Origin of the sequence: Anaerococcus rubeinfantis (assembly GCF_001487145.1) — a bacterium.
Taxonomy (GTDB): domain Bacteria; phylum Bacillota; class Clostridia; order Tissierellales; family Peptoniphilaceae; genus Anaerococcus; species Anaerococcus rubeinfantis.
This window is the reverse complement of the sequence record NZ_LN913016.1, coordinates 1,674,999-1,698,705: the sequence shown is the minus strand read 5'-3', so window position 1 is coordinate 1,698,705 and position 23,707 is coordinate 1,674,999. Positions and strand designations below refer to the sequence as shown.

Genomic DNA, 23,707 nt, shown 5'->3' with positions numbered 1-23,707 from the left:
GATAAGTAGAAAACTTGTCTTTTATTTTTTATTTTATTAAAAATTTTATTTGATAAATTAAACATAAAAATTTCCTTTCAGATAACGATAACTATTATCAATTTCATTATATAAAATGAGAAATTTTTGTCAACATAATACATAATTAGAATAAAATTTTAAAATAAAATAAAAAAAATAGCAGGGAAATTTTAAAAAATAACTTATTAAAAATGGAAAATTTTTGAAAAAGAAATTCTAATATTTTAAAATTCCTATAAATATTATTCAAATTGGGTAATATATATTTATATGGTCAATATGCTATAATAATACTGTATATAGTAGGAGGTGAATGATGGCAAGCGATGTAATTAACCAAGTTAAAGATGCAGAAATTGCTGCTGACAAACTTGTAGACGATGCCAAAATGAAAGCCAAGGAAATAATTGAATCGTCAAAAATCGAGGCTAGTAATTCTTACAAAGAAAAAATCGAAAAGGCAAAAAAAGATGCTAACGATTTAATCGAAAATGCAAAGAAAGAAGCAAGCGAGGAAAAGATTCCACTTATTGACAAGGCAAAAGAAGAAAGCAAGGATATTTTAAACCAAGATGGTGGAAAAATTGATGGGCTTTTAGATCTTTTAACAGAAAGGATTGTAAATAATGGCAATAGTTAAAATGGATAAGTTTAATCTTTTCTCTTTTGAAAATAATAGAAATAACCTTCTAGATATTTTACAAAAGTTTAACTATGTTCATTTTAACGATCTTGCGGTCGACGAAAAGGAAGACTACCTAAAAAAGGTATCAAATCAAGAAAATCTTACAAGAATTGACGAAAAAAGGTCAAAACTTGAATACGCAATTAATTCTATAGAGAAATATTTGGATAAGGATGAATTATCTTCAATAGAAAGAAAGGACATGAGTCTTGATTTTCTCTACAAAGAAGGCGAAAATTTCAAGTTTGACGAAATATATCCAAGATTAAAAGAACAAATAGATATAAGGGATAAAAGTCAAGAAAAAATCAAAAATTTAAAGGCTTCAAACGAAGAATTTAAAGTTTTCAAAGATGTGGATTTAGACATAAAATCTATTGAAGATGCTCACAGATTTTACGTAGAAATAGGCTCAATCGCAGATCAGTTTTACAAAGATTTTGACCAAGATTTGGTGAAAAAAGATTTTAAAACTGCTATGGTTTTGGATATATCCAAAAAAGAAAGCCTAAATTATGTAATAGCCTTATCAAATCTTGATGAAGCAAAAGATTTTAAAGAATTTTTGAGAGATCACGGCTTTTCAAAAGCCAATATCAAGACCAAAAAGAAAGTTAGTGAAAAAATAGCTTTAAACCTAGAAGAGATAGAAAATTTAGAAGAAAAGTTAGAAAAAAGTGAAGAAGAAATAAAGGAGATGAAAAAGTACCTCCCAGATTTCTACCTTTACCAAACTTATCTAGAAAATTTAAGAAAAAAAGAAGCAAGTAGTGAATATTTCCTAAAAACAAAAAGAGTAGACCTTATAGAAGGCTACATTCCACACAAGCTAAACGATAAGTTTAGAAAAGACTTGAAGGAAGTTTTGGGAGAAAATTTTGTACTTGATATAAAAACTGCAGATAAAGATGATCCGAATGTTCCAATAATTCTTGATAATAACAAGCTTATAGAACCTTACGAATCAGTCGTAGAAACCTACTCTCTACCAAAATATAATGAAGTTGATCCAACCCTTTTGGTTTCAATTTTCTATACAATATTTACAGGATTTATGCTTGGAGATTTGGGTTATGGATTAATACTTTTTATCGGAACAATTTTACTTAGAAAATACAAAGATTTACCAGAGTCAACTGACAAAATGGTAAGACTTTTTACAAGAGTTGGACTTTCAGGATGTGTATTTGGATTAATATTTGGTTCGTTTTTTGGAGGAATAATTCCCCTACCAGGACTAATTGATACACAAAAAGATTTCAACACCCTAATGGTTATCTCACTTATAATCGGTGGTATTTCATTATTTACAGCTCTTGGCGTAAAAGGATATATGCTAATTCGTGATGGAGATCCACTCGGAGCCTTGTTCGATGTTATGTTATGGTACATGGCAGTAGGAGGAGCAATAGCCCTTTACTTACTTGATGGTTCAGGTAAAAATATAGCCAAAATAATAATGATAATAGGTATGATAGGCATAGTCCTTACAGGAGGACGTGAAAACAAATCAATAGGAGGAAAGGCCGCAGGAGGTTTATATTCTCTATATGGAATGAGTTCTTGGATTGGAGATTTCGTATCATTTCTAAGACTTATGGCTCTTGTTCTTTCAGGAGGATTTGTAGCTTATTCAGTAAACTTGATTGTAGGAATGTTATGGCCTGCAGGAATTTTAGGCAAGATAGGAGCTATCATAGTTTTTGTAGTATTCCAATTATTTAACCTATTCCTATCAACCCTATCAGCATACGTTCACTCATTAAGACTTGTTTATGTAGAAATGTTTAACAAGTTCTATGAAGGTGGCGGAAAGAAATTTAGACAAATGATAGAAAACAGTAAATTTATAAATATAATCACAGGAGGATACAATGGTTGATTTTTTAGTTGAAAACGGTGGAAACATAATGGGAGCAGTAGCTGTTGCTATAGCAGTATTCCTATCAGGAATGGGATCTGCAAAAGGAACAGGAATGACAGGAGAAGCAGCTGCAGGATTAACTGTAGAAGAGCCACAAAAATTTGGTAAAGCACTTGTACTACAACTTTTACCAGGTACACAAGGACTTTACGGCTTTGTAATTGGATTTATGATTTTAGGAAAATTAGGCGGAGGCCTTAACTTCCAACAAGGACTTTATTATATATTTGCAGCACTTCCAATTGGAGTAGTTGGATATTTCTCAGCAGTAGCCCAAGCAAAAGTAGCCGTATCAGGTATGAATATACTTGCAAAAAACGAAGATAATTTCGTTCAAGGTATAGTTTACGCAGTAATGGTTGAGTTATATGCAATCTTAGGATTTGTAATTTCCCTACTTCTAGTAAACAATATATAAGGCTTTATTATGAACAATCTTGATTTATTATTAGATGGAATAAAAGAAGACGGCAAAAAAGAAGCCGATCACATCCTATCTAATGGTCAAAAAAGAAAAGAAGAAATAATAAAAGAATCAGAAGAAAAAGCCCAAAGACAAGTCTCACAAATTATAGAAAACGCCCAAAAAGAAGCGAAAAGAATAAAAGAAAATTCAAAAGTAACTGCAAATAGAGAGGCGAGAGATATAAAAATTAGAGCAAAAAACCAAGTTGTAGAAGAAGTTTTAGAAAAACTAATTGAAAAATTAGAAAAATTAGGACCAAATTCCTATAAAACTTTTGTCCTAAATAGATTAAAAGATTCAGGAATAGAAAAAGGCGAAATTCTTTTACAAAAAGACATGAAATTTCATTTCAAAGAAGAAGATTTTCATGGATTAAAAATATCAAATGAAAGCGTAGATGGAGGATTTGTAGTAAAGGATGGAAAAATTCTTTACGACAATACCTTTAAATCTTTGGTAAATTTTGAAAAAGATTCTTTAGAAAAAATAATAGTTGATGAAATATTTAAGTGAGGTGATTTAGATGGATAGAGAAAAATTTATCCGCCCATCAATTACTACAAGAGTATATGAAAAAAATCTCCTTACTTCAGAAAATTTAAAAAGGCTAATAGATACAGACAATCTTGAAGAGGCTATATCAAGCTTAAATGACACAAAATATGGAGAATATTTACAAAAATTAGATAGGCCGGAAGACTACGAAAAAGTCCTATCCCAAGTTCTTTTACAGTCATACAAGGACATGATAAAAATAAGTCCAGATGAAAATTTGGTAAAATACTTGGAAGAAAAATATAATTTCCATAATTTGAAAGTTTTGTTAAAAGAGCTAATTCAAGACGAAGATTACAAATCAATCTACATTGACATAGGAAAAATTGACCTTGTAAAATTAAAAAGAAATCTAAAAGAAGATTTACTTGATGATAACAAGTACTTATCCTATGCCAAAAAAGCCATAGACCTTTACGAGGAAAATAAGGATCCCCAAGATATAGACCTATCTTTGGACAAAGATTTTTATGAAAAACTTCTAGAAGATGCAAAAAATCTAGACTATGAAAGTTTAATAAATTTCACCAAAGAAAGAATTGACCTTACAAACTTAAAAGCACTTTTAAGAATAAAAGGCCAAGATCAAAGTATCGATTTATTGGAAAAAGCCCTAATAGATGGTGGAAACATTGAAAAAAATCTCTTTAGAGATTCATTAAATGCAGAAAAATCATCATACACAAACCTATTTTTCAAAGAAAAAATTTACCCACAAGTAAAAGATGCTTTGGAAGAAAATGATTTGTATAAGGCTATGCAAAAAATCGAAAAAATAATTGATAACCACTTGATGGACTTTGCAAAAGAAAGCAAAAAAGTAAGCTATGGTCCAGAGGTTATTATGGGATATCTTATAAGTCGTGAAATGGAAATTAAAAATTTAAGAATTATCCTAACAGCCAAACTAAATTCACTTTCTCGTGAATTTATGGAAGAAAGGTTGCGTGATCTATATGTATAGGGTAGCCGTAATAGGAGATAAAGATTCAGTCCTAATGTTTAAAGCGTTGGGAGTTGATGTATATACAGCAGTAGATGGAGAAGATGCAAAAAAACTTGTAAAAAAACTTGCCCAAGAAAATTTTGGCATAATATTTATTACAGAAGATTTTGCAGCAAAAATCCAAGATACTATAGACAAATACAGAGAAGAAATGACTCCAGCAATTATACTTATACCATCCAACAAGGAAGATCTTGGACTTGGAATGGCAGATATAAATAAGAGTGTAGAAAAAGCTGTTGGAGCTAACATTTTGAACTAAAAGGAGACCAAATTTGAATAAAGGTAAAATCACAAGAGTATCAGGTCCACTTGTAGAAGCAAAGGGATTGTCTGATGCTAATATCTATGATGTGGTCGAAGTTTCAAAAGATAAGCTCATCGGAGAAATAATAGAGATGAGAGGGGATGTTGCAAATATTCAAGTTTACGAAGAAACAACTGGAATTGGACCTGGAGATGAAGTAGTTTCAACAGGAGCTCCACTATCAGTTGAACTTGGACCAGGACTACTTGAAAGAATGTATGACGGAATCCAAAGACCACTTGAAAAACTTGAATTATTGGCAGGAGAATTTCTAAAAAGAGGAGTTACAGCCCCACCACTAAATAGAGAAAAAAAATGGGAATTTAAAGCGGAAAAAGAAGTTGGAGACCAAGTAATCCCTGGAGATATTCTAGGAAGTGTTGATGAAACTTCAGTAATTAACCACAAAATTATGGTTCCAAATGGAATTAAAGGAAAAGTTAAAGAAATAAAGGATGGAGAATTTACAGTAGAAGATACAGTTGCTGTAATTGAAACAGAAAATGGCGATAAGAAATTAAATATGATTCAAAAATGGCCAGTAAGATCTCCAAGACCATTTAATAGAAAACTTGACCCAGACACACCACTTATAACAGGACAAAGAGTTATTGATACATTTTTCCCAGTTGCAAAGGGTGGAGCTGCATCAATTCCAGGACCATTTGGATCAGGAAAAACAGTTATCCAACACCAAATTGCAAAATATGCCGATGCAGACGTTGTAATTTATGTAGGTTGTGGAGAACGTGGAAACGAGATGACCGATGTACTTGACGAATTTCCAGAACTAATCGATCCAAAAACTGGCGAATCAATCATGAAAAGAACTGTACTTATAGCAAACACTTCAAATATGCCAGTAGCAGCCAGAGAAGCAAGTGTTTATACAGGAATTACCATGGCAGAATATTACAGAGATATGGGATATTCAGTTGCCCTAATGGCAGATTCTACATCTAGATGGGCAGAGGCCCTTCGTGAGATGAGTGGACGTTTGGAAGAGATGCCAGGAGACGAAGGATTCCCAGCTTATCTTGCAAGCCGTATAGCAGATTTCTACGAAAGAAGTGGAAAAGTTATTGTAAATGGACAAGTAGAAAAAGAAGGATCACTTTCAGTAATAGGAGCAGTTTCTCCTCCAGGTGGAGACTTATCAGAACCAGTTACCCAAGCAACTCTTCGTATAGTAAAAGTATTCTGGGGACTTGATTATGACTTATCTTACCAAAGACACTTCCCAGCTATAAACTGGCTAAATTCTTACTCACTCTACCAAGACAAGATGGATTCTTATATAGACAAAACTGTTGACGAAAAATTCTCAAAAAATAGGATGAGAGCAATGAGTCTTCTTCAACAAGAATCATCCCTACAAGAAATTGTAAGACTAATCGGTCGTGATGGTTTAAGTGATGATGATAAATTAAAACTTGATGTAACAAAATCACTAAGAGAAGATTTCTTGCAACAAAATGCCTTCCACGAAACAGATGCTTTCTGTCCAATGGAAAAACAAGATTTAATGCTAGATACAATTCTTTATTTCTATGATAAAAGTCTAGAAGCTTTAGCTGATGGAGCAAATCTTGATAGACTTGAAGATCTTGAAGTAAAAGAAAAAATCACAAGATTAAAATTAATAAAAGATGAAAACTTGGAAGAATTCGACCAAGTCAAAGAACAAATCGACAAAGAATGCAAAGAAGCTGTAGCAAAGGGGGATGAATAATGCTAAAAGAATATAAAAGCGTATCAGAAGTAGTTGGACCCCTAATGCTTGTCGAAGATGTTAGTGGAGTTGATTATGAAGAACTAGTTGATATAGAACTTCAAACAGGAGAAAGAAGAAGAGGAAGGGTAATAGAAATTGACGAAAACAATGCTGTTGTCCAACTTTTTGAAGGATCTTCTGGAATTAACTTAAAATCAACATCAGTAAGATTTTTAGGTAGACCACTAGAACTTGGCGTAAGCGAAGATATGATAGGAAGAACTTTTGATGGACTAGGAAGACCAATAGATGATGGCCCATCAATTATTCCTGAAGAAAAAAGAGATGTAAACGGAGTTGCAATAAATCCTGTAAGCCGTGATTATCCATCAGAATTTATCCAAACAGGAGTATCAACAATCGACGGATTAAACACCCTTGTTCGTGGACAAAAACTTCCAATATTTTCAGGATCAGGACTTCCACATAACAAATTTGCAGCCCAAATTGCAAGACAAGCAAAAGTTTTAAATGACAGTGAAGACTTTGCCGTTGTTTTTGCAGCTATAGGAATTACATTTGAAGAAGCTCAATTTTTTAGACAAGATTTTGAGAAAACAGGAGCTTTGGATAGGTCAGTAATGTTTATAAACCTTGCAGACGACCCTGCAATCGAGCGTTTATCAACACCAAAAATGGCCCTAACAGCAGCAGAATATTTGGCGTTTGAAAAAGGCATGCAAGTTTTGGTTATAATGACAGATATGACAAACTATGCAGAAGCCCTTCGTGAGGTTTCAGCAGCAAGGAAAGAAGTTCCAGGCCGTCGTGGATATCCTGGATATCTTTATACAGACCTTGCAACCCTTTATGAAAGAGCTGGAAAATTAAAAGGAAAACCAGGTACAATTACCCAAATTCCAATTTTAACCATGCCAGAAAATGATATAACTCACCCAATCCCAGATTTGACAGGCTATATCACAGAAGGACAAATTATTTTATCAAACGAGCTTTATAATCAAGGAGTAAACCCACCAGTTTCAATTCTTCCATCCTTATCAAGGCTTAAAGATAAGGGAATTGGAGAAGGAAAAACTAGAGAAGACCACGCAGATACCATGAACCAAATTTATGCAGCTTATGCATCCGGAGTTGACGCAAGAGAGCTTCAAAAAATCCTTGGAGATTCTGCCCTTTCAAAAGCTGACCTTGCTTTTGCAGAATTTGCTAAACAATTTGAAGAAAAATATATAAATCAAGGATTCTACACAAATAGATCCATAGAAGATACCCTAAATCTTGGTTGGGAATTATTAAAAATAATACCAAAATCTGAACTAAAGAGAATCGATGATGAATTAATCGATAAATATTTGGATAAAGACGAAAATAAAAAGGAGTCTTAGGCTATGACAAGGCTTAATGTAACTCCAACCAGGATGAATTTAAATACCCTAAAGAAAAGACTTGCCACATCCAAAAGAGGCTACAAGCTTTTAAAAGACAAACAAGATGAGCTAATGAGACAATTTCTTGAAAAAATCAGAGAAAACAAAAGACTTCGTGAAGAAGTTGAAGCTGATTTGAAAGAATCATCAAAAGGATTTTTGATGGCATCATCATTTATGAGCCCAGAATTTTTGGAAGAAGCAGTTAGTTTTCCAACACAAAAAATTGGGGTAGATATAAAAGTAAAAAATGTCATGAGTGTAAGAATTCCACAAATGGAATTTAAAATTGACAAGGGAGGAAACGAAAATGCCTCCATGTATCCTTATGGCCTTGCCCAAACATCAGCTGATTTGGACCTTGCCATAAAAGGATTAAACAAGGTTATGGATAAGCTTCTAACCTTGGCAGAACTTGAAAAATCAACTCAACTTATGGCAGATGAAATAGAAGGAACAAGAAGAAGGGTAAACGCCCTAGAATATAGGACGATTCCAGATTTGGAAGAAACAATCAAATATATTAGAGCTAAGCTAGAAGAAAACGAAAGAGCAACTATATCAAGACTAATGAAAGTTAAGGATATTATTTCAGAAGAAGCTTAAGTCTTGAAAAGAGAAAATTTCATAGTTTAGTAATAAGGATAAAAGGGACGTGTTAAGCGTCCTTTTAATACATAAATTTTAAAGGAGAAACGAATGGATACGGAAGGACCCTACGCGAATTTGACAATTTTTTTAATAGTTTTGGCACTAATTTTATTAAATGCCCTAATAAATATGATATTTTCATCTCTTACATCACTTAATCATCAAAAATTAAAAGATATGGTGGAAAATGGGGATAGAAAGGCAAAGGAAGTTTTGCTTTTATCACAAGACCAACAAAGGCTTATGCAAAGTCAATATTTCCAAGATGCCGTTTTATCAATAATTACAATAGCCTTTCTTTTATTAAATATAAATGATTCTTTGGAAAGATTTCTAAATAGAGAATCTAATTTTATGCAAATGCTTATAATGATTTGTATGGTTGTAGTTTTTGTTGTGATTAAGAGGATTTTTGCAAATATGATTCCCCAAAGAATAGGAATTAAAAATCCCTACACAATTTCAAAAAAAACTACAGGATTTGCAAAAATCATTTTATTTTTTACCAAACCATTTGTAAGTTTTGTAAATAAAGTTACCAATCTAATTATGAATATTTTTGGCATAGAATCTAAGGCTATTGAAAAAGAAGTTACGGCAGAGCAAATTAAATCTATTGTCCAAGTTGGAGAAGACCAAGGAGTTTTAAGGCCCTTGGAATCGAAAATGATTCGCTCAATCATGGAATTTGACGATGTGTGGGCGGAAGAGATAATGACCGCAAGGCCTGAAGTATTTATGATCGATATAAAAGACAGGGAAAGAAAATATTTGGATGAATTTATTAAATTAAAACATTCAAGAATCCCAGTCTATGACGAGGAAGTCGACAATATTTTGGGAATAGTCTATACCAAAGACTATCTTTTGGAGGCAATTGATGTGGGGATTGCAAGTGTTGATATTAGAAAATTAATAAAACCCGCATTTTTTGTCCCAGAAAAAATAGAAACTGACAAATTATTTTCCCAAATGCAAAAAGACCACATTCATATGGCGATTTTAATTGATGAATACGGTGGATTTTCGGGAATTGTAACCATGGAAGATTTGGTAGAAGAAATTGTTGGAGATATGGACGATACATTTGATAAGGATCTTCCAGACATTAGAACCTCAACAAAAGGATCATATATAGTAAAGGGTTCAACCTCAATAAAAGATTTAAATGATATTTTAGGTCTTGATATTGACGAAGAAAACGACCAATACGATACAGTTGCAGGCTTTATGATAGATAGGCTAGGATTTGTCCCAGACGAAGGCTTTGAAAAAGCTGTAGTTTACAAAGATTACGAATTTAAAATCCTATATATAGAAGAAACCCGAATTAAAATTGTAAGAATAAAAAAGTTAAATAAAGCTCAAGAAGATTTGGGTGAAGAGATGGAAAAAGAAGAAAACACTACTAATTAATACATAGTAGTGTTTTTTTATTTGAAAAAATTATTTCTTTATGATAATATATTTTAAACGTTTTCTTGATTAATATTTAATAATGGAGATAGTTATGGAAAGATATGATGAAGGTATGCCATTTTTATTAAAGTATGAAAATGTTGCATGGTATCAAGATGGTATTGTAAAGATTCTAGATAGAAGAGTCTATCCAAGAGAAATAGTTTTTGTTGAATGTAAATCTTACAAAGATGTTGTCAAAGCTATTAAAGATATGGTTACCCAAAGTGCTGGCCCATATACAGCTTTAGGCATGGGAATGGCACTTGCTTGCTATGAATCTAGAACTTTAGATAAAAAGGATAGAATAACTTTTATTGAAAAAGCATCAACAGAGCTTGGTAATGCAAGAATAACTACTAAAGAAAGATATAGCAAAATAACAAGCAGGTGTTTTAAAATAGCTGTTGATGCCATTAACAATAATGAAGATCCAGTAAAATTAATAATGGAAGATAATATAAAGTCTATCAATAGACGCTATAAAACAATGCTGGAAGTTGGGAAAAATTTAATAGACTTAATTCCGGAAAACTCAAGCATATTGACACAATGTTATGGTGAAACAATAATAGGTGCTTTAATATCACTATTAAAAAAATCTGATAAGAAAATAAAAATTTATTGTGCAGAAACAAGACCTTTTTTACAAGGAGCTCGCTTAACAGCATCTTGTTTTTCAGAAGAAGGATTTGATACAACAATTCTTACAGATAATATGATAGCTTATGCTATGGAAAATAAATTAATAGATATATTTACATCTGCTGCGGATTGTATTACAGAAGACGGTGGAGTTGTGAACAAAATAGGAACCTTACAAATTGCGCAGTTAGCCAAACTATATGACGTTAAATATTTTGTGACAGGAATACCTGATAAGGGAATGAAAAGATTGGATGATGTAAAAATTGAGATGAAAGATCCAGAAGAGGTATTAATTTGTAATGGCATAAAACATGCAGGAAATAAAGTTAAAGCAATTTATCCATCTTTTGACAAGACACCATCAAATTTAGTAGATAAAATAGTAACAGATGTAGGAGCCTATAATCCAAAAGATTTATATGAGTATTTTCAAAATAAAGGTGAAATAAACTTTTATTAAGTGAAAAATCGTGTTTGTAGAATTAACTCTATAAACACGATTTTTTATTTTGAAATAAAATTTATATTTGATATAAAAATTTTTTTGGTAAAGATAAAAATAGATTCATATTTTTAATAAATATTTCAGTCAAGACTCTTATAATGAACTTATCTAAGCTTTAACATACTCTACATTTTTATGATTAAGGATTATTTTATTACTTTCATCAAGTTTTTTGTTAGTTATTAATAAATTAATAGAATTAATATCACAAATTTTATAATTTGTAAAATCAGTTAGTTTAGTATGGTCTACCATTAAAATATTATAAGAAGAATTATCTATCATTGCTTTTCTAATGCTAGCCTCATAGTTATTATTGTCAAAAAGCCCTTTTTCAATATTTAACTTTGGAGGAGAAATGATACATTTGTCTGCGTAGTAATTTCTGATTTGTTGAAGGCCTTCAATTCCAATTGTTGACATATTGTTATTTCTTAAATGACCACCTAGCAATACTAATTCAATGTTATTTTTTGTTTCAGTACAAAGATTTGCTATTAGTATTGAATTTGTAGCTATTGTAACATTTAACTTATTAGAGATCATTAATTTTGTTAGTTGATAACAAGTTGTACTAGAATCCAGAAAAATAAAATCATTTTCATCTATAAAGTCAATAGCTTTTTCTGAAAGTTTAGTTTTTTCATTTAGTAATAAAATATTTCTTATCTTAGTAGGATAAGTTTTATCATTTTTTCTAGCCATAAAGGCACCACCATGAGTTCTAGTCAATAATTTTGCCTTATCAAGTTCTTTTAAATCTCTTCTTATAGTTTCATCAGAACAATTGAAAATTTTACTCATTTCTGTGACGAGAAGACTATCATTCTCATTCAATAGTTCTAAAATTTTATTTTGTCTTTCAAATTTTAACATATTATTTCCGTTCCATTTAAGCTCTAAAAATAAAAATTATTATAAGATAATATTAGTAATATTATTTTAACATAATTGAAGAAGAATTTAAAATCAACAAAAACACAAAAATAATGTGGAATAATGTTTACAACGGTCAAAAAATGTGGTATTATAAAAATGATCAAAGAAAACGTTTTGAAAGAGGAGGTTATTATGAATCAAAAAGTTGAGAAAAAAGGTAGTTTCTTAGGGCTTGTACCATTGTTGATATTTATAGCCCTGTATGTATTGATAACAGTTGTAACTGGTAGCGCTAGTTCACTACCACTAAATGTTGGAATTTTGATTGCTTGTATCTTTGCTTTTATTTTCGCCTTGAAAAAATCTAAAAAAGAATTAAGTTTTGATGACTTAGTTACTATGTTTTGTAAAGGCGGAGGAGATGATACATTAATTTTAATGTTCATAATATTTTTGGAAGCAGGAATGTTCTATTTAGTTGCTGATAAAATGGGGGCAGTAAAATCAGTAACAAACTTGGGATTAAGTATGCTTCCTCAAAGCATGATATTGCCAGGTGTATTTATAATAGGATGCGTTTTAAGTTTCTCAATGGGAACATCAATGGGAACTGTAACAGCTTTGATGCCTATAGGAGTTGCTCTTGCTCAATCTACCGGAATAGAATTACCATTGATGTGCGGAACAGTTGTTGGTTCAGCAATGTTTGGTGATAACTTATCATTTATTTCAGATACAACTATAGCGGCAACTAGAACACAAGGAGTTCAAATGAAGGATAAGTTCAAAGCTAACTTCTTGATGGTATTACCAGCAATAATTGTGACATTAATACTTTTAACTTTTAAATCAAGCTCTGCGAATATTCCTACAGAAAATTTGGAGTGGGATTTAATTAGACTATTACCATACGTTATAGTTATAGGATTATCACTTGCTGGTGTTCATGTTATGCTAGCCATGGGTGCTGCTATTTTATCAGGTCTGATTATAGGAGTTGCTCAGGGATCATTTACTGTAGTTGAATCATTTTCTGTTTTGGGTGAAGGAATAATGGCTATGGAAGATATGGCAGTTATTGCAGTAATGGTAGGTGGATTAGTTGCTTTGATGGAATATTTAGGTGGTATAGATTGGTTATTACATAGGTTAACTAGAAATGTTAAAGGAAGAAGTGGAGCAGAACTTGCAATTGCATTTTTAGTATTTTTAGTAGATGTAGCAACAACAAATAATACTATTGCAATAATAACTGTTGGACCAATAGCTAAGGATATATCTGAAGAATTTGGAGTTGAGCCAGCAAGAACAGCTAGTATATTAGATTTGTTTGCAAGTATAGGAAACGGTATCACACCATGGGCTGGACAAATACTTTTAGCTGCAGGAATAGCAAAAATATCCACCTTGTCAGTAGTTCCATATTCTTGGTACAGTCTTTTATTAGCAATATTTGGAATAATATTCATTATAATAGGATTCCCTAAAAATGTGACAAAAAAAGGTGAATAATTATGGAGTCAAAACTGCTAAATAACTTAGAAATTATAGATTATGTTGTAGAAAAAGGATTTTTTAAAGACAAATCTACTTTGGAGTGTGTAGAGATAGGTGATGGAAATATTAACTATGTATTTAAGGTTATAGACAAAAAAACTAACGAGTCATTAGTTATAAAACAATCTGACACCTTATTAAGATCATCTGGTCGACCTTTAGATATCAATAGGAGCAAAATAGAATATAATATTCTAAAAACTCAATATGAGATTTATCCTGGATCAGTACCAGAAGTCTATTATTATGATGAAGAGAAATCTATGATAATAATGGAAGATATATCATCTTATAAAAATTTGAGAGAAGAACTATCAAAAGGAAATATTTACAATCACTTAAGCGATAGTCTATCAGAGTTTTTGGCTAAAACTTTATTACCGACTACAGATCTTGTTATTTCTAGAAAAGAAAAGAAAGAAAATGTAAAAAAATATACTAATCCAGATTTGTGTGATATATCTGAAGATTTAGTTTTTACGGAACCTTACTATAACTATAAGAATAGGAATATAATAACCGAAGGCTTGGAAAGTTTTGTAGAAAAAGAACTTTACAATGATGAGGAATTAATAGGTGAAGTTTTAAAACTAAAAGATAAATTTCAAACAAATTCACAAGCGCTTATTCATGGTGATCTTCATACTGGAAGTATTTTCGTAGATGACAAAGGTATTAAGGTCATAGATCCTGAATTTGCTTTTTATGGTCCTATAGGATATGACATAGGAAATGTATGGGGCAATATAATATTTGCTTTAGCAAATAGTATTGTAATGGATGATGATAGAAAAGATAATCTATATAAATTATTAGAAGATACAATAGATAAAACAATCTATAAACTTGACAAAGCTTATGATACTTATGTTACTAATAATTATTTTAGAAATACATATTTTAAAGAATATTATTTAAAAGAAATAATTTCAGATTCTTTTGGGTATGCAGCAACAGAAATAATCAGAAGAGATGTAGGTGACTCTAAGGTTGAAGAAATAACATCTATAAAAAATAATGACTTAAGATTAGCGATTGATAAAAAACTTATTCTTATAGGTAAATATTTGATAAAAAATAGAAATGGAATAGGTAACTCAAAAGATTTAATTGATTATATAAAAAAATTGACTTGATGGTAGGAGGTAAATGTGAAAGTTTATGTCAGAGCACCGTATCCTGAAAATAGATTAAAAGAACTGGAAGAAATGTTTGATGATATTGTGTACGATCCTTGGACAAAAACTGGCGAAAGATTTTATGAGGATGAAATGCTGGAAAAACTTTTGTCAGAAAAGCCAGATATATTAATTACAGAACTTGATAGAATAACCGAAAAAGTTTTATCAGGTTATAATGGTTTAAAAATGATTGGAGATTGTAGGTCTAACCCTGCCAATATAGATGTATCAGCATGTAACAAGCATAATATACCTGTATTATGTACTCCTGGAAGAAACTCAACAGCTGTTGCAGAATATATAATTGGAATATTATTAATGAAGTACAGGCATTTAGATAAATCAATAGATTGGGTTAAAGATGGTGAATGGAAGGAAGGGACAACGCCTTATTACACCTGGATGGGCGATGAAATTGCAAATAAAAAAGTAGGATTAGTAGGTTTAGGTGCAGTAGGAAGAGAAATAGCAAAAAGGCTGGAAGCATTTGGAGCGGAAGTTTCTTTTTATGATCCATATGTAGAAAAATGTGGTAAATATATAAAAAAAGATTTAAAAGATATATTCAAAGATTCAGATATAATTAGTCTACACTTACCAGTAAATAGTGAAACAACAAATATGATAGATAAAGATTTATTAAATCTGATAAAACCAAAATCTGTATTAATAAACAGTGCAAGATCTAAAGTGGTAAACAATGATGATTTAGTAAAACTAATAGAGGATAAGGATGTAGAGGTTATATTAGATGTACTTCCAGAAGAACCACCAAAGAAAAACGATTTAGAATTTTTGAAAAATAAAAATGTAACTTTAACACCTCACATAGCGGGAGCAACTTACCAAGTTACTAATCACCAAGCTGACATTTTGAATGAGAGTATAAAAAAATATTTTAAAAAAGAAAATTTAGAAAAAATTGTTTACAATAAGGAGATACTGTAATTGAAAAGATATTATTTGTTAATAGATATAGGAACAGGTAATAGTAAATTATCAATTATAGACAATTTTGGGAATATAGTTAAGGATATATCATTTAAAAACGAATACAAGGTAGATAAAAGCTATGACGATTCTGTTTATTTTTGTCCCAATGAATATATGAAAATATTAGATAATAAATTAAAAAACTTATTATATGATTTTGACGAAAAAATAACTGCAGTTTCGTCAGCAAGTACAAGGCAATCAATAATTTTACTAGGCAAAGATAAAGCAAAGATAGGACTTCCAAATATTGACAATAGAGCAAAAAAATATATAAGCAAATTTGAAATGGAAGATATTTATAAAAAAACAGGTAAAAATTTTACTGAAGATTTTCCAGCAGCTAAAATAATGGCTTATAAAGAATTATATAAGAAAGATTTCGAAGAATTGTTTAGCTTTACCAGTGTTAGTGAATGGATTGGTTATGAATTTACAGGAGTTTTATCGATTGAGCCAAGCCAAGCAACGGATACTCAATTGTATGATATAAATGATTTAAAGTATTCTAAAAAATTAGCACAAAAATTAGGCATAGAATCCTTGACTTTTCCAAAGATTGTAAAATCTGGTGAAAAGCTTGGTGAAATTTCAAAAAGCTGGGTTAAAAAATATAAGCAGTTAGAATCTTCTATATTTATAGTAGGGGGAGCCGATACACAACTTGCCATGGAAAATTTTAATGACTATGAAGATTCCATATTAATTGTATCAGGGACAACAAGTCCAGTAATTGCATATGAAAATAACCTAGATAATCTTGTCGATGATGAATTATGGAAAAATTCATATTTAAGAGGTGATGGATATATATTAGAAATGAATCCTGGTATAACAGGTCTTAACTATCAAAATTTTAAAGATACTTTTTTGAAAGATATATCCTATGAAAAAATGGAAGAACATTATTCTAGAATTGAGGATGTGAAAGTTATTTCGCTACTGACGTCTTGTTCAAAGCCAAAATCTATACCCAAAAAGTCAGGAACATTTATAATAAAAACACCAATAGACTCATCGGCTGATAGTTTTGATTATTCATGGTCAATTTTAGCGGATATTACCTGCTCTGTATATACAAAAATAAGAAAATTAGAAACTTTAAAAAATAGGTCATATAGTAGAATTGTAGGAATGGGAAACGGATTTAAGTCAGATACCTTATGTAAAATGATATCTTCACTTAGTAATAAAGAATTGGTATTACCTAAAAATTATAACAATTCTACACTATTTGGTTTACTTAAAATATGTAATAAATATTTTGAAGACGATAAATCATATATAATAGATGAAGAAAATACTAAATACAAGGATGTTGAAAACAACTTAATAATAGATTACTATAATAAATGGAAATCTTATAATATTTACGAAACAAAAGGAGTTAAATAATGAATTATATTAAAGAAAGAGAAGAATTAGTTGAATATGGAAAAATGATGAGCACAGAGGGACTTAGTTCCGGAACAAGTGGAAATCTTAGTATATACGATGCTGAAAAAGGATTAGTATTTATAACACCTTCAGGAGTTGATTATTTAAAAACAAAACCAGAAGATATAGTTGTTATGAATTTAGAAGGAGAAATTATTGAAGGTGACAAAAAACCATCAAGTGAATGGCATTTGCACACTTTATTTTACAAGAATAAGCCTGAAGCTAGAGCGGTTGTACACACTCATTCTGTTTATTGCACAACTTTTTCATCATTAAGAATGCCTATTTATCCTATACACTATGTTATAGCAGATGCTAATGCTTTTGAGGTTCCATGTGCTAAGTATGAAAGATATGGAACAGAAAAACTAGCCAAAGCGGCAGTTGAAGCTTCAGGAAAATCAAATGCTGTTTTGCTTGCAAATCATGGTTTGGTTGTTTGTGGTAAAAATATGAAGTCAGCTTATGGGCTTGCTAAAGAAATGGAATATATTGCAGAAATTCAATACAGAGCAATGAGTGTTGGTAAACCTGTTTTCTTAACAGATGAAGAGATGGAAGAAGTTGCGGAAGGTTTTAAAAGTTACGGTCAAGCACAAAAGAAGGATTAATAAGAATGAATTCATTTACGTATTATAGCCCTACAAAATATATTTTTGGCCTAGATTCTCTTAACAAACTGGGCGAAGAGCTAAAAAAATTAAAAAAGAAAAATATATTAATAGTTTATAGTTCATCTTCTAAAAAAAATGGATTGGTAGATACAGTTGAGAAAATATTAGATGAAAATATGATTTCATATGTAGAATATAGTGGTGTAAAGACAAATCCTACTACAAATATGGTTTATACTTGTATTGATCTTGCAAGAGAGAATAATATAGATTTTATATTATCAATTGGAGGAGGAAGTTCAATTGATCTTGCAAAATCTGTAGCAGTAGGCTTATGTTATAGTGGAGATGTTTGGGATTTTTATACAGGTAAAGAAATAAAAAAAGCAGTTGAAATTGGTGTAATTCTTACAATAGCATCTTCAGGAAGTGAAAGTTCTCCAAACGCTATACTTACAAATAATAATACTTTAGAGAAAATGGCAATAGAAAGTGATTTGATAAGACCAGTTTTTGCAATAATGAACCCTGAATTAACGACGACTCTGACAAGTTATCAAACAGCTTGCGGAATTACTGATATAATATCACATTGCTTAGAAAGATACTTTACAAACACAGAAAATGTAGACTTAACAGATAGATTGCTTGAATCTATAATAAAATCAGTAATGAAAGAAGGAAGAAAAGCAGTATTTTGTAAAAACGATGTAGAATATAGAAAAAATATTATGTGGGCAGGAAGTTTAGCCCACAATAATATAATAGGTTGTGATAGAGAACAAGATTGGAATTCACATCACTTAGAACATGTTCTTTCAGCAAAATACGATTGCAATCATGGTGCAGGAATGGCTGTTATATTTCCAGCTTGGATGAGATATGTTGTGAAAAAACATAAAGTTGAAAGATTTGCTCAATTTGCAAATAGGGTTTTTGATATAGAAATAAATAATGATAATCCTATTGAAACTGCTATGATGGGAATCGAAAAATTTGAAGACTTTTTAGAAGAAATTAAAATGCCATTAAATTTTGTTCAGCTAGGAATTAGTGATTATGATTTAGATGAACTAGTAAAGTTGAATAATTTAAATGGGGGAAAAACAAGCGGTTTTTATTCTTTAAATGAAGATGATATAAGAGAAATTTATAAGATTGCAAGTGAAAATAGAATATAAATAATTAGATGCCAGCTCAATATTGATTAATCAACATTGAGCTGGCAGTTTTTTGTGGAGAAATTTAGCTCGTAAGTCAAAAATGAGTATTTAAATAATGTATACATATAATTTACAAGAGAATAAATTATTCTGTATGATTGATGAGTTAAATTTCAATTTGGTTTTATTTTTTATATAGCCAAAAAGTTTACTCTAAAATTTCAACTCCCATAGTTTTTTGGTATTTTTCAAGGTAGGTCATTGAGCCTTCTAGGTAGTAAATATTTTCTAGTTCTTGTTTTTGTAGGGTTTTTACTACGGATTTTGCCCTGTTGCCACTTCGGCAATAGATTAGGTATTTATTTTTGTTTTTGAAATCTTCTGGATTGATTTTCCCTACTGGTATATTTATGGCGGTTTTTATGTGGGATTTTTCAAATTCTTCTTTTTCTCTTACGTCAACTATGATAAATTCATCTTTTCTTTCCCCAAGTTCTGGAATTTCTATATTTTTTATTTTTCCTTCAAAAATATCTATAGCCTGACTTGCAAGAGTATTTAGGGCATCTTCTGGGGTGGAATAAATTGGTTGGTAGGATATTTCTGTATCGTATAGGTCGTAAATATCTGCTCCCATGCCAATTAGTCCTGCCACTATGTCAACTCTTTTTACTACATCGCCTTCTCCCACCGCTTGGAAGCCATAAATTTGTCCGGTGTATGGATCAAAGGAAATTTTCATATTCATAGGCTTTGAATAGGGAAGGATATTTACTGAATCGTTGTGGGTAATTAGGGTTGATTTGTAGGGGATTTTTGCTGTATCTAATTGTTTTTTGCTAAGACCGGTTGCTGCCACGTTCATATCAAATGATCTTAGGGCAAAAGATCCTATAAAAGATGGGGATTTTTTTGCTCTTCCCATTATGTGATTTGCTACAAATTTTGCTTGTCTGTGGGCAGGCCAAGCTAGGTTTAATTTTGCTTTGGTTTTTGTAAGCGGATTATAAACTTCTATTACATCCCCAATGGCGTAGATATCTGGGTCATTTGTTAATAAATTTCTATCGGTTTCTATCGCTCGGGATTTTGTAATTTTTAGGCCAACATCTTCTGCGATTTTTGAATTTGGTCTAACCCCAATGGCATTTATCAAGACATCATAGGAAATTTCTTTTCCGCTTTTTAAAAGAAGGCTTTTATCTTTTACCTCAACTATTTCGTCGTTTTTTATTAAATTTATATGGTCAGAAATATTTTCTTCTACAAATACTGCAAGCTCTTCGTCTATATTTCCCAAAACTCTGCTTCTTACAACAAGAGATACATCAAGGTCAAGTTCGTTTAGGTTTTCTGCACTTTCAATTCCTATAAAACCAGCCCCGTTTACTATAACTTTTTTTGCCTTGTTTTCTTTGATATATTTTCTAATATTTTCAACATCAATAACATTTTCAACCTTAAAGACATTTTTTCTTTCTTTTTCCAAACCCTTGATTGAATCTGGAACAAAAGGAGAAGCACCTGTTGCTATTATTAATTTGTCATAGTTTTCCTTGTATATTTCTCCTGTTTTTAAATCTTTGATTTCGACATATTTTTCATGGCGATTAATTGCAAGAGCCTCGCTAAAATTTCTTGCATCTATATTATTTTTCTTTTTAAATTCTTCGGGATATCTTGCAATCAAATCCTCTTTGTCATCAACCATATAGGAAAGATAATAAGGAATTTCACAATTTTTAAAAGAAGTGTCCCTGCCTTTTTCAATTAAAATTATTTCATTTTCATCAGAAAGTTTTCTAAGATTAGTTGCACAAGTAGCACCTGCTGCAACGCCTCCAATTATTAATATTTTCATAATTCACCTCTTAATACTTCTACCCAATTCTTGATTGAAGTTTATATTTTATATATAATGATAGAAAGTACAGAAAAATTATTTATGAAAAATAGAAATTCTTAAATTTGAGGAGAAAAAATGAAAAATATAATGATTACTGGTGGGGCGGGCTTTATTGGCTCTCACATTGCAGTTGAGCTTTTGAATAAGGATTTTAATGTTATAATTTACGACAACTTATCCAATGCCTCAGTAGAATCCTTAAAAAGAGTAGAAAAAATTACAGGGAAAAATTTGAAATTTTACGAAGCTGACGTTCTTGATGGTGAAAAATTAAGGGAAGTTTTAAAAGATGAAAAAATCGACCTTGTAATTCACTGTGCAGCTTTAAAAGCTGTTGGGGAAAGTGTAAAAAAACCTTTGGAATATTATCACAATAATATCACAGGAACCTTGAGTCTTCTTTCTGCTATGAAAGAGACGAATGTAAAAAATATAGTATTTTCATCATCTGCCACAGTTTATGGAGATCCTAAATCTTGCCCAATTACGGAAGATTTTCCAAAAGGAGAATGTACAAATCCATACGGCTGGAGTAAGTCTATGATGGAGCAAATTATGTCAGACTTGTATGTTTCTGACCATGAGTGGAAAATAATTCTTCTTAGATATTTTAATCCGATTGGAGCTCACAAATCTGGTCTTATTGGAGAAGATCCAAAGGGAATTCCAAACAATTTGATTCCCTATATTACAGGAGTTGCCATTGGGAAATTCCCATATCTTCATGTTTTTGGTGATGATTATGATACAGAAGATGGGACAGGAGTTAGAGATTACATCCACGTTGTAGACCTTGCTAAGGGCCATGTTAAGGCGATTGAAGCAATCGATAAACTAGAAGGAGTTGAAATTTTTAACCTTGCAACAGGACGTGGATATTCAGTTTTAGAAATGGTAAAGGCCTTTGAAAAGGCAAGTGGCAAAAAAATTGCCTACAAAATTGAAAAAAGACGTGACGGAGATATAGCAAAATGTTTTGCATCTGCAAAAAAGGCTGAGGAAATTCTTGGTTGGGTTTGTGAAAATGGACTCGATGAGATGTGCGAAGATTCTTGGAGATGGCAAAAAAATAATCCGAATGGATATAAGGGGGAATAATGACTACAAGTTTAGTAATTCTTGCAGCGGGAATTGGCTCAAGATATGGGGCAGGTGTTAAGCAACTTGCAAAAATGGACGAATATGGCCATACAATTATGGACTATTCAATTTATGATGCGAAAAAAGCTGGCTTTGACAAGGTGGTTTTTATAATAAGAGAAGAAATAGAAAAAGATTTTAAGGAAATTTTGGGAAAAAGAATTGAAAAAGTAATTGATGTGGAATATGCTTTCCAAAAAAATGAACTTCCACAAGGATTTGAAGTTCCAAAAGAAAGAAAAAAACCATGGGGTACAGTTCCAGCCATCCTTTCTGCAAAAGAATTTATAAATGAACCATTTTTAATAATAAATGCAGATGATTATTATGGTAGAGAAGTTTTTGAATTAATGTATAAATATTTAAATAATCCAGAAAATTTAAATAAAGATCAAATTCAAATCGCCATGGCAGGCTACAAATTAAAAAACACCCTATCAGACAACGGATCAGTAAACAGGGGAGTTTGCCTTGAAAATGATAAGCATGAGCTTATTAGTATAAAAGAAACCCACGCAATCGAAAACAAGGATGGAGAAATATTATCCAAAGAAAATCGTCCGGCAGATTTTCTAAATTTGGAATCCTTGGTTTCCATGAATGTTTGGGCATCTTTCCCAGAATTTGTAGAAATAAGCGAAAAATATTTTGAAAATTACCTAGAAAAAAATAAAGAAGATTTGATGAGTGCTGAATATATTTTGGCAGATATGGTAGAAGAGTTGTTGGAAGATAAAAAAGCAAAAGTAAAAGTAATCCCAACCGACGATGAATGGATTGGAATCACCTACAAAGAAGATTTAAAACCTGCCCAAGAAGAATTCAAAAAAATGTTTAAAAAAGGAATCTATTCCCCAAATTTGTGGGAAGAAAAGTAGGAGTTAGTTTGATTTAAATTTTTGGACTAAATTTAAAAAAATGATTGTATTGAGAAAATACTTCCATCTCGAGCTGATAAATATGCCTTGATTTGGCATATTTATCCCTAAAACTAGTGCAGATTTATAACCGTTGATTTCGGTTATAAATCCTGAAAACTAGTGCGAGAGCACGGAAAAATTTGCGAAGCAAATGAGTTTTCATGAGCACGGAAAAGTTTGCGAAGCAAACGGGTTTTAGTGCCGAGAGATTTCAAGGTTATAGAGTGCAAAATGCAAAGAAAATCAAGAGATCCCTCCACTGCGGTCGGGATGGGTATTTCTCTGGTTTAGTTTTCATTTGCGCTTAGTTTTTTTGAGATTTCATAGTTTGACTTTATTGGATGAGATTGTTTATATTTTTTATTTAAAATAAAATTTAAATTAAAAATCAGAACAAACGTAGAACTAAGTTAATATAATTATAACCCATCTTGAGCTTGTCGAGAGATCTCTTTTATTAAATTTTGCTTTACAAAAAAATTATTTAAAACCATATATCCATTATATATATTTCAAATTATTT

General features: G+C 31.1%; 21 protein-coding genes. 19 read left to right on the top strand and 2 right to left on the bottom strand.

The window, feature by feature from the left end; all coding sequences use genetic code 11:
* Positions 1–337 precede the first annotated feature (337 nt).
* The 11 genes from BN3265_RS08910 to BN3265_RS08860 all read left to right on the top strand — a co-directional run bounded on the left by BN3265_RS08910 (position 338) and on the right by BN3265_RS08860 (position 11,346).
* Positions 338–661: a hypothetical protein gene (locus BN3265_RS08910; protein WP_058991318.1), complete on the top strand. Its 324-nt coding sequence runs from the start codon at positions 338–340 to the stop codon at positions 659–661.
* On the top strand, positions 648–2,588 hold the full coding sequence (locus BN3265_RS08905; protein ID WP_058991217.1) for a V-type ATP synthase subunit I: 1,941 nt from the start codon (positions 648–650) through the stop codon (positions 2,586–2,588). Before BN3265_RS08910 ends, BN3265_RS08905 begins: the two co-directional genes overlap by 14 nt.
* A complete protein-coding gene (locus tag BN3265_RS08900; RefSeq protein WP_058991216.1) occupies positions 2,581–3,048 on the top strand; it encodes a V-type ATP synthase subunit K in 468 nt (155 codons plus the stop codon). Before BN3265_RS08905 ends, BN3265_RS08900 begins: the two co-directional genes overlap by 8 nt.
* 9 nt (positions 3,049–3,057) lie before the next feature.
* On the top strand, positions 3,058–3,609 hold the full coding sequence (locus BN3265_RS08895) for a V-type ATP synthase subunit E (protein ID WP_058991215.1): 552 nt from the start codon (positions 3,058–3,060) through the stop codon (positions 3,607–3,609).
* A 10-nt stretch (positions 3,610–3,619) separates the two neighbouring features.
* Entirely contained in the window at positions 3,620–4,615 is a 996-nt protein-coding gene (locus BN3265_RS08890; RefSeq protein ID WP_058991214.1) for a V-type ATP synthase subunit C, read from the top strand.
* Complete coding sequence (locus BN3265_RS08885; protein WP_049690341.1) at positions 4,608–4,919, top strand: V-type ATP synthase subunit F; 312 nt, start codon at positions 4,608–4,610, stop codon at positions 4,917–4,919. The genes BN3265_RS08890 and BN3265_RS08885 overlap by 8 nt, the downstream gene beginning before the upstream one ends.
* 13 nt (positions 4,920–4,932) lie before the next feature.
* Complete coding sequence (locus BN3265_RS08880; protein ID WP_058991213.1) at positions 4,933–6,696, top strand: V-type ATP synthase subunit A; 1,764 nt, start codon at positions 4,933–4,935, stop codon at positions 6,694–6,696.
* Positions 6,696–8,087, top strand: a complete 1,392-nt coding sequence (locus BN3265_RS08875) for a V-type ATP synthase subunit B (RefSeq protein ID WP_004839561.1) — start codon at positions 6,696–6,698, stop codon at positions 8,085–8,087. The genes BN3265_RS08880 and BN3265_RS08875 overlap by 1 nt, the downstream gene beginning before the upstream one ends.
* A 3-nt stretch (positions 8,088–8,090) precedes the next feature.
* Positions 8,091–8,735 (top strand): V-type ATP synthase subunit D, encoded by a 645-nt coding sequence (locus BN3265_RS08870; RefSeq protein WP_049690338.1) that lies wholly within the window; start codon positions 8,091–8,093, stop codon positions 8,733–8,735.
* A 93-nt stretch (positions 8,736–8,828) separates the two neighbouring features.
* Positions 8,829–10,196 carry a hemolysin family protein gene (locus tag BN3265_RS08865; protein WP_058991212.1) on the top strand — a complete coding sequence of 456 codons (1,368 nt, stop codon included), beginning with the start codon at positions 8,829–8,831 and terminating at the stop codon, positions 10,194–10,196.
* A 94-nt stretch (positions 10,197–10,290) separates the two neighbouring features.
* Positions 10,291–11,346 carry a s-methyl-5-thioribose-1-phosphate isomerase gene (locus tag BN3265_RS08860; RefSeq protein ID WP_058991211.1) on the top strand — a complete coding sequence of 352 codons (1,056 nt, stop codon included), beginning with the start codon at positions 10,291–10,293 and terminating at the stop codon, positions 11,344–11,346.
* A 153-nt stretch (positions 11,347–11,499) separates the two neighbouring features.
* Here BN3265_RS08860 and BN3265_RS08855 read toward each other — a convergent pair whose 3' ends face one another.
* On the bottom strand, positions 11,500–12,267 hold the full coding sequence (locus tag BN3265_RS08855) for a DeoR/GlpR family DNA-binding transcription regulator (RefSeq protein WP_058991210.1): 768 nt from the start codon (positions 12,265–12,267) through the stop codon (positions 11,500–11,502).
* Positions 12,268–12,462: 195 nt separating this feature from the next.
* On the opposite strand from BN3265_RS08855, the gene BN3265_RS08850 reads away from it, so the two are divergent.
* The 6 genes from BN3265_RS08850 to BN3265_RS08825 are packed head-to-tail and all read left to right on the top strand — an operon-like array spanning position 12,463 to position 19,236.
* Positions 12,463–13,782 (top strand): Na+/H+ antiporter NhaC family protein, encoded by a 1,320-nt coding sequence (locus BN3265_RS08850; protein WP_058991209.1) that lies wholly within the window; start codon positions 12,463–12,465, stop codon positions 13,780–13,782.
* Positions 13,783–13,784: 2 nt separating this feature from the next.
* Positions 13,785–14,963, top strand: a complete 1,179-nt coding sequence (mtnK, locus tag BN3265_RS08845) for an S-methyl-5-thioribose kinase (RefSeq protein ID WP_058991208.1) — start codon at positions 13,785–13,787, stop codon at positions 14,961–14,963.
* 15 nt (positions 14,964–14,978) lie between these two features.
* Positions 14,979–15,956 (top strand): 2-hydroxyacid dehydrogenase, encoded by a 978-nt coding sequence (locus BN3265_RS08840; protein WP_058991207.1) that lies wholly within the window; start codon positions 14,979–14,981, stop codon positions 15,954–15,956.
* Positions 15,957–17,396 carry an FGGY family carbohydrate kinase gene (locus tag BN3265_RS08835; RefSeq protein ID WP_058991206.1) on the top strand — a complete coding sequence of 480 codons (1,440 nt, stop codon included), beginning with the start codon at positions 15,957–15,959 and terminating at the stop codon, positions 17,394–17,396.
* On the top strand, positions 17,396–18,052 hold the full coding sequence (locus BN3265_RS08830; RefSeq protein ID WP_058991205.1) for an L-fuculose-phosphate aldolase: 657 nt from the start codon (positions 17,396–17,398) through the stop codon (positions 18,050–18,052). Before BN3265_RS08835 ends, BN3265_RS08830 begins: the two co-directional genes overlap by 1 nt.
* A 5-nt stretch (positions 18,053–18,057) precedes the next feature.
* Positions 18,058–19,236, top strand: coding sequence for an iron-containing alcohol dehydrogenase (locus BN3265_RS08825; protein ID WP_058991204.1), 1,179 nt, complete (start codon positions 18,058–18,060; stop codon positions 19,234–19,236).
* Between the two features lie 190 nt (positions 19,237–19,426).
* Here BN3265_RS08825 and BN3265_RS08820 read toward each other — a convergent pair whose 3' ends face one another.
* Complete coding sequence (locus BN3265_RS08820; RefSeq protein ID WP_058991203.1) at positions 19,427–21,079, bottom strand: FAD-dependent oxidoreductase; 1,653 nt, start codon at positions 21,077–21,079, stop codon at positions 19,427–19,429.
* A gap of 120 nt (positions 21,080–21,199) precedes the next feature.
* On the opposite strand from BN3265_RS08820, the gene galE reads away from it, so the two are divergent.
* The gene (gene galE / locus BN3265_RS08815; RefSeq protein WP_058991202.1) at positions 21,200–22,222 is read left to right on the top strand and encodes a UDP-glucose 4-epimerase GalE; all 1,023 of its coding nucleotides are present in this window, start codon (positions 21,200–21,202) and stop codon (positions 22,220–22,222) included.
* Positions 22,222–23,142: a sugar phosphate nucleotidyltransferase gene (locus BN3265_RS08810; RefSeq protein WP_058991201.1), complete on the top strand. Its 921-nt coding sequence runs from the start codon at positions 22,222–22,224 to the stop codon at positions 23,140–23,142. The genes galE and BN3265_RS08810 overlap by 1 nt, the downstream gene beginning before the upstream one ends.
* The last annotated feature ends 565 nt before the right edge of the window (positions 23,143–23,707 follow it).

Excerpts from the sequence above, each read along its gene's own strand:
- BN3265_RS08910 (WP_058991318.1), top strand. The coding sequence starts at position 338 with ATGGCAAGCGATGTAATTAACCAAGTTAAAGATGCAGAAATTGCTGCT.
- BN3265_RS08905 (WP_058991217.1), top strand. The coding sequence starts at position 648 with ATGGCAATAGTTAAAATGGATAAGTTTAATCTTTTCTCTTTTGAAAAT.
- BN3265_RS08900 (WP_058991216.1), top strand. The coding sequence starts at position 2,581 with ATGGTTGATTTTTTAGTTGAAAACGGTGGAAACATAATGGGAGCAGTA.
- BN3265_RS08895 (WP_058991215.1), top strand. The coding sequence starts at position 3,058 with ATGAACAATCTTGATTTATTATTAGATGGAATAAAAGAAGACGGCAAA.
- BN3265_RS08890 (WP_058991214.1), top strand. The coding sequence starts at position 3,620 with ATGGATAGAGAAAAATTTATCCGCCCATCAATTACTACAAGAGTATAT.
- BN3265_RS08885 (WP_049690341.1), top strand. The coding sequence starts at position 4,608 with ATGTATAGGGTAGCCGTAATAGGAGATAAAGATTCAGTCCTAATGTTT.
- BN3265_RS08875 (WP_004839561.1), top strand. The coding sequence starts at position 6,696 with ATGCTAAAAGAATATAAAAGCGTATCAGAAGTAGTTGGACCCCTAATG.
- BN3265_RS08870 (WP_049690338.1), top strand. The coding sequence starts at position 8,091 with ATGACAAGGCTTAATGTAACTCCAACCAGGATGAATTTAAATACCCTA.
- BN3265_RS08865 (WP_058991212.1), top strand. The coding sequence starts at position 8,829 with ATGGATACGGAAGGACCCTACGCGAATTTGACAATTTTTTTAATAGTT.
- BN3265_RS08860 (WP_058991211.1), top strand. The coding sequence starts at position 10,291 with ATGGAAAGATATGATGAAGGTATGCCATTTTTATTAAAGTATGAAAAT.
- BN3265_RS08855 (WP_058991210.1), bottom strand. The coding sequence starts at position 12,267 with ATGTTAAAATTTGAAAGACAAAATAAAATTTTAGAACTATTGAATGAG.
- BN3265_RS08850 (WP_058991209.1), top strand. The coding sequence starts at position 12,463 with ATGAATCAAAAAGTTGAGAAAAAAGGTAGTTTCTTAGGGCTTGTACCA.
- mtnK (WP_058991208.1), top strand. The coding sequence starts at position 13,785 with ATGGAGTCAAAACTGCTAAATAACTTAGAAATTATAGATTATGTTGTA.
- BN3265_RS08830 (WP_058991205.1), top strand. The coding sequence starts at position 17,396 with ATGAATTATATTAAAGAAAGAGAAGAATTAGTTGAATATGGAAAAATG.
- BN3265_RS08825 (WP_058991204.1), top strand. The coding sequence starts at position 18,058 with ATGAATTCATTTACGTATTATAGCCCTACAAAATATATTTTTGGCCTA.
- BN3265_RS08820 (WP_058991203.1), bottom strand. The coding sequence starts at position 21,079 with ATGAAAATATTAATAATTGGAGGCGTTGCAGCAGGTGCTACTTGTGCA.
- galE (WP_058991202.1), top strand. The coding sequence starts at position 21,200 with ATGAAAAATATAATGATTACTGGTGGGGCGGGCTTTATTGGCTCTCAC.
- BN3265_RS08810 (WP_058991201.1), top strand. The coding sequence starts at position 22,222 with ATGACTACAAGTTTAGTAATTCTTGCAGCGGGAATTGGCTCAAGATAT.